The following is a 5740-nucleotide window of genomic DNA, read 5'->3' as shown; positions in this document are numbered from 1 at the left end:
CGGGCGCGTCGTCGGAGTTGGTCGGGGTCGTCGGCGTCGGCCGAGACCTCGTCGTCGGATCCGGCGGGATCGCCGGTGTCGTCGTCATTACCCTCGATTCGATCGCGACGCGGAAATGGGTAGCGTCCGCGGCTCATCGCTCATAAACAGTGACCACACGCCGAGAATATGCTTATAAGGCTCTGTTGAAATCTTATTCTTCAGACATAAAGTGATATGAAACAGCCGGTCGACGGGAGCTGCGAAACTGAACGCCGTCAGTGTCTGCGGGCGCGCCTACGTACTATTATTGCTCCAAGCAACCCGAAAATGGTCGTTCCCCCAGCAATCACACTTAGCAAAAATGAATTATAAAGAACCGAGAGCACAGCGGCGGTAATGCCTACTAATGTGATCTCGATTGCGAATAGCATCTCTCTCAGATCGCTCATAGCAGTTTCTGAGTAGAATAACTATAATAACTTGCCATATTTATCGTATCCTTCTTCGATCTTACATCCTTCGTCTGTATTGATCGCAACCGGATTGGAATATGTCACTTTCTGAGTATTTCAACAAAGCCGCTTATAAATAGACAGCGGTGGCGCGTGCCTGCGAGCGGTCGCCACCGGCGACCGCGAAGCAGCACCGCGCGAGGGAGTCGCTGGCGGTCGGAGCGAAGCGACGGCCGCCAGCGACGAGGCTGGGGAGGCGTGAGGTGCTGTTGCTGTGCGGGGCGGGACTCGAAGGGGCAGCCGTGAGGCGGGCGGAGGCGACGCAAGCAGCGTGGCGCTACGCGCCACGGGCAGCCGGCGGCAAAGCCGCCGGCGACACCGCAGGAACGAGCGAAGCGAGTGACGAGGAGCACAGCGAGCGTCTGGCCGCCTCCCGACTGGGGCTTCGGCGGTCTCGGTCACAACGTCGGCTTCGTAGTAGCTGGGGCTTCAGCGGTCGTGTCCGTAGCAGTAACCGTCTCGTAGCGACCGGCGGGCGATCCGACCGATTTCACACGACACCCCTGATCACTCACGCCACTTGTGGCCGCACTCGACGCAGGTGAACAGCCGGACCTCGTAGGAGCCGCCCGGCTTCGGCATCATCTCGGAGGTGGCCCGGTCGCTGTCACAGTCGGCCGCCGGACACGGCTCCTGTACCGTCTCGGCGGAGTCCTGCGTCGCGTCGGCCACGGCGGGCGCGCCGTCGTCCCGCTGTCCGTCGCGGGTCGCCATCGCCGCTTCCGCCCCCGAGTCCCGCGGCTCCTCGTTCTCGCAGGAGCGACACACCCACCTGTCGCCGTCCGTGTGCATCATCGATCCACACTTGTCACAGAACTTCATCTGACGTAGAGACAGACGGCTGTCGGATATATGTGTTAACTTCCGACCCGTCGCGGACTTCCGGCAACCGCTCGGAGGCGTCCGAGGGAGGCGTCCCGACACGCCTTACCCCGCGGGACCCGTACACGACGTATGGCCTCCGAGTCGTGCGACGTCTGCGAGCGGTCCGTGCGGATCGCCGGCGGGATCGGCGACCTGTGGAACTTCGCATTCGAGTCGACGCAGGGACTGACCTTAGAACTCACCGACGGCTCGGAGTTCTTCCTCTGTTTCGACTGTATGGAGCGGCTCCCGGACGATCACGAACCGACCGCCGAAGACGTGGCCGACCTCCGCGAGCGCACCGATCCGGTCGAAGACGACGGCAACCACTTCTGGCACTGGGGCTGACACGGGGCGGTCTCCGAATCCGGCCGAAGCGGTTCAGAAAAGCGCCGATCGCGTCAGTGCTCGCCCGACCGCTCGTCCGACTCCTCGCCGACCTCGGGCGTCGTCGGCTCCGGCTCGACACCGGTGTCGGCGGGCGTCGCGGTCGCGTCGGTGACGTCGTTCGACCGCGCGCCGCTCCCGAACAGCCGGTTGAGGAGTCCGCGGTCGCTCCGCGGTTCGGCGAGCAGCACGGAGCAGTTCACCTCGCCGAGCACGTCCAACACGAGCGACCCCCGCACCAGCCGCGAGAGCAGTCCCTTCTGTGTCGCCCCGATGATCAGCATCGTCGCGTCGCGGGCGGCGCGCTCGATGCTGGTCTCGACGTCGCCGGTCTCGATCCGGAGCGTCGCGTCCGAGAGGTCGTGCGCGTCGGCCCACTCGGAGAGGAACGCGCGGCCCGCCTCCTCCTCGCCCGCCTCGGTGACGTGGAGCAGCGTGACCTCGCCGTCGAACTCGACCTGAAGCATCTTCGCCACCGCGCCGGAGAGATCCGAGGCCGGACCGCCGGCCGTCGGCACGAGGATGCGCGAGGGGTCGAACCCGCGGTCGCGGAACACGAGGAAGTCGGAGGGCAGCGAGTACGCCAGCTCGTCGATGGCGGACTCGGCGCGCCCCGGAGCCCCGTGGGAGTCCTCGCCCCAGCCCATCACGGTCATGTCGGCCCCGTAGGTGCGCGCGGCGTCGAACACCTCCTCGAACACGCGGTGCGATAAGACGACGTGGGTCTCGACGTCGACGCCGAACGTCTCGGCGTCGTCGCGAGCCTTGTCAAGCAGGCTGTGTGCCGCCTCGTGTGCGCCGCGGTCGCGCGCCGCCTCCAGCGAGGTCTGGTCGGGCACGTTCGCGATGTTGACCGCGACGACGGTCCCGTTCCGCTGCTTGGCGATGGCCGACGCGAGCGTGATCAGGTGTTCCTCGGTGCGGGGGTTCGCGATCGGCACCATCACGCGGTAGTCGTCCCCGCTCGGCTGGACCGACGTGGCGGCCGACACGGCGGCCTTCGGCAGGTCGTCGGAGCGGTCGAGGATCCACGTCCCCAACACGCCGCGCGCCTCCACCTTTCCGCGAGCGTACAGCAGATACCAGAGCAGCGCGAAGGCGACGAGGCCGCCGGAGATGGCGATGATCCGCGGTTCGATGTAGACGATCAGCGCGAACGACGACAGCGCACCGATTATCGGCACTGCGGGGTAGAGGGGGACCTCGAAGTCCGGGTCGTACCCCTCGACCTCCGACTCGCGCATCACGATCAGCGCGATGTTGAGCAGGCCGTAGACGATGAGGTGGAGCACGGAGCCCATCGCCGACAGCGACTCGACACCCCCGGCGACGAGGAAGAGGATGATGAGCGCCCCGGTGAGCGCGATCGACTTGTAGGGCGTCCCGAACCGCTCGTGGATCTCGTTGAGCTTCGGGGTGACGATCTTCTCGCGGCCCATCGCGAAGTTGATCCGCGACGACGAGAGGATGGAGGCGTTCGCCGACGAGGCGGTCGCGAGCAGCCCGCCGATCAGGAGCATGCCGGCACCGACCGCGCCGAGCGAGTAGCCGAACACCTCGTAGTTGCCGAACAGCAGTCTGGCGGCGTCGACGACCGCGGTCTCGTTGTTCGCGACGAGTTCGTTCGGCACCGCCGCGAGCAGCACCAGCAGGAACAGCGCGTACACGACCGTGACGATCACGACCGAGCCGAGGACCGCGAGCGGGAGGTTCCGACCCGGGTCCTTGATCTCTTCCGCGACCGACGTGATCTGGACGAACCCCAGATACGAGACGAAGATGATCCCGGTCACCGGGAGGATCTGGCTCGTCGTGCCCGGGGGCGCGAGCGGCCGCAGCGAGTCCATGTCGGCGTTCAGCAGGCCGACGACGGTGAAGACGGCGAGGATGCCCAGAAGCGACATCACGATGACAATCTGGAGGCCGCCGGTCTCCTTCGCGCCGAAGTAGTTGACCGCGATGAAAAGCAGCGCGCCGGCCAGCCCGATCACCTGCGCCGCCTCCAGCGTGATGGGACCGAGCCCGACCGGATCGAGGCCGACGAGCGCGTTGACGTACTCGCCGAAGCCGTACATGTAGAACGCGGAGGCGAAGGCGAGTCCGAGCCAGTTCGCCCAGCCGGCGATCGACCCGAACAGCGGGCCGAGCGCGCGGTTGACGTAGAAGTACGCACCGCCGGACTTCGGCATCGCCGTCCCGAGTTCGGAGGCGGACAGCGCGGTGAACAGTGCGATCACGCCGCCGAGGACGAACGTGAACGCGGCGAGGGGGCCGGCGCGGGCGACCGCGGTGCCGGGCAGGACGAAGATGCCCGCGCCGATCATCGTCCCGATCCCGATGGTGAGCGCCGCGAGCGGCCCGAGGTCCTTCGCCAGTTCCTCGTCTCCGCTCACGGCGGGCCACCTCGGGCGGTTGTGACTCTCCGGGCGTGTATCATACCACATTTCTCTGCTCTGTTCGTATAAACCCGGTTGATCCGGTCGACCGCGCCGTCTTCGGAAGCCGGGGCCGCCTCCGAGAGGAGCGAGCCGAATCGGATTGCGCCTTTTGAGCGGAACACAAGGTCCATACCCTCACGCGTCCCGGTACGATCTAACAGGTGGATCCCGTGACGAAGAAACGCGAATACCGCGACGACTACGACGACAAGACGCTGTACATCCCCGGCCCGACGGAGGTCCGCGAGGACGTGATCGAGGCGATGACGGAATCGACGTTCGGCCACCGGATGGACCGGATGACCGATCTGTACACCACCATCGTCGAGGACACGAAGGAGTTCCTCGGCACCGACAACGAGGTCGTCATCCTCACCGGCTCCGGCACGGAGTTCTGGGAGGCGACGACGCTCAACCTCGTCGACGAGCACGTCCTCGTCCCGACCTGCGGCGCGTTCAGCGAGCGCTACGCCAACGTCGCCGAGCGGCTCGGCAAGGACGTCACCCGGCTGGAGTACGAGTGGGGCGAGGCCGTCAAGCCCGAGGACGTCCGCGAGGCGATCGAGTCCGCCGACGGGCACTACGACATGGTCGCCGGTGTGATGAACGAGTCGTCGACGGGCGTCCGCAATCCGATCGAGGAGATCGGCGACGTACTCAAAGAGTACCCGGACACCTACTTCGCGGTCGACGCCGTCTCCTCGCTCGGCGGCGACTACGTCGACATCGACGCCCACGGCATCGACGCGATCTTCGCGTCCACCCAGAAGGCGTTCGCGATGCCCCCGGGACTCGCCGTCTGCGTCGTCAGCGACGACGCCTACGATCGCGAGACCGAGAAGGGTGACTCCTCGTGGTACGGCGGCTTCCGCCGCACGATCGACTACTACGACCGGAAGGGCCAGACCCACTCGACGCCCGCGATCCCGATCATGTTAGCGTACCGCAAGCAGATGAAACACATGCTCGACGAGGGCCACCGCGCCCGCGACGAGCGCCACCGCGAGATGACCGAATACGTTCACGACTGGGCCGACGAACACTTCGCGATGTTCCCCGAGGAGGGCTACGAGTCGCAGACGGTCGCCTGTATCGAGAACACGCGGGGGATCGACGTGGCCGCGACCATCGAGGAAGTGAGCGAGGAGTACGACATGGCCTTCTCGAACGGCTACGGCGACATCGGCGAGGAGACGTTCCGGATCGGCCACATGGGCGAACACACCGTCGAGAGCGTGAAGGAACTCACCGACGCCATCGAGGACGTCGCGGACCTGTAGCTCGGCAAGCTGTTTTAGCGGCCCCCGTCCGTCCGAACGCGAGTCAGTCCCCGTCGCGGTCGGCGACGCGCTCGATCCGATAGATTCGACCGCCGGTCTCGGTCCGGTCGACCCCCGCGACGACGAAGGCGTGGTCGCCGACATCGACGATGTCGCCCGTGTCGAGCGGCTCCGCCGGGTCGTCGTCGTCCAATTCGCTCGCGTTGCCCCCGCCGTTCCCGTCGACGGCGTCCGCACCGACGCCGAGCGCGGCCTCCCCTCGGTCGATCGCGCGACG

Annotated in this window: 5 protein-coding genes; 2 read left to right on the top strand and 3 right to left on the bottom strand. The window is 66.2% G+C overall.

From position 1 onward, the window contains the following. Positions 1 to 1001: 1001 nt before the first annotated feature. On the bottom strand, positions 1002 to 1316 hold the full coding sequence (locus BN903_RS10580; RefSeq protein ID WP_048077699.1) for an RPA12/RPB9/RPC11 RNA polymerase family protein: 315 nt from the start codon (positions 1314 to 1316) through the stop codon (positions 1002 to 1004). A 132-nt stretch (positions 1317 to 1448) separates the two neighbouring features. Between BN903_RS10580 and BN903_RS10575 the strand changes: the two genes are divergently transcribed. Beyond that, positions 1449 to 1706 (top strand): hypothetical protein, encoded by a 258-nt coding sequence (locus BN903_RS10575; RefSeq protein WP_048077698.1) that lies wholly within the window; start codon positions 1449 to 1451, stop codon positions 1704 to 1706. A gap of 53 nt (positions 1707 to 1759) precedes the next feature. Here the strand turns inward: BN903_RS10575 and BN903_RS10570 are convergent, their stop codons facing one another. Beyond that, entirely contained in the window at positions 1760 to 4138 is a 2379-nt protein-coding gene (locus tag BN903_RS10570) for an amino acid permease (protein WP_048077754.1), read from the bottom strand. Between the two features lie 215 nt (positions 4139 to 4353). Here BN903_RS10570 and BN903_RS10565 point away from each other — a divergent pair, with 215 nt between their 5' ends. Then, complete coding sequence (locus BN903_RS10565) at positions 4354 to 5463, top strand: alanine--glyoxylate aminotransferase family protein (protein WP_048077753.1); 1110 nt, start codon at positions 4354 to 4356, stop codon at positions 5461 to 5463. Between the two features lie 43 nt (positions 5464 to 5506). Here the strand turns inward: BN903_RS10565 and BN903_RS10560 are convergent. Next, a partial coding sequence (locus tag BN903_RS10560) for a hypothetical protein (protein ID WP_048077697.1) occupies positions 5507 to 5740 on the bottom strand: 234 nt, incomplete at its 5' end.

The organism is Halorubrum sp. AJ67 (assembly GCF_000513435.1).
This window is presented reverse-complemented; position numbering and strand designations above follow the sequence as displayed.

Excerpts from the sequence above, each read along its gene's own strand:
- BN903_RS10580 (WP_048077699.1), bottom strand. The coding sequence starts at position 1,316 with ATGAAGTTCTGTGACAAGTGTGGATCGATGATGCACACGGACGGCGAC.
- BN903_RS10575 (WP_048077698.1), top strand. The coding sequence starts at position 1,449 with ATGGCCTCCGAGTCGTGCGACGTCTGCGAGCGGTCCGTGCGGATCGCC.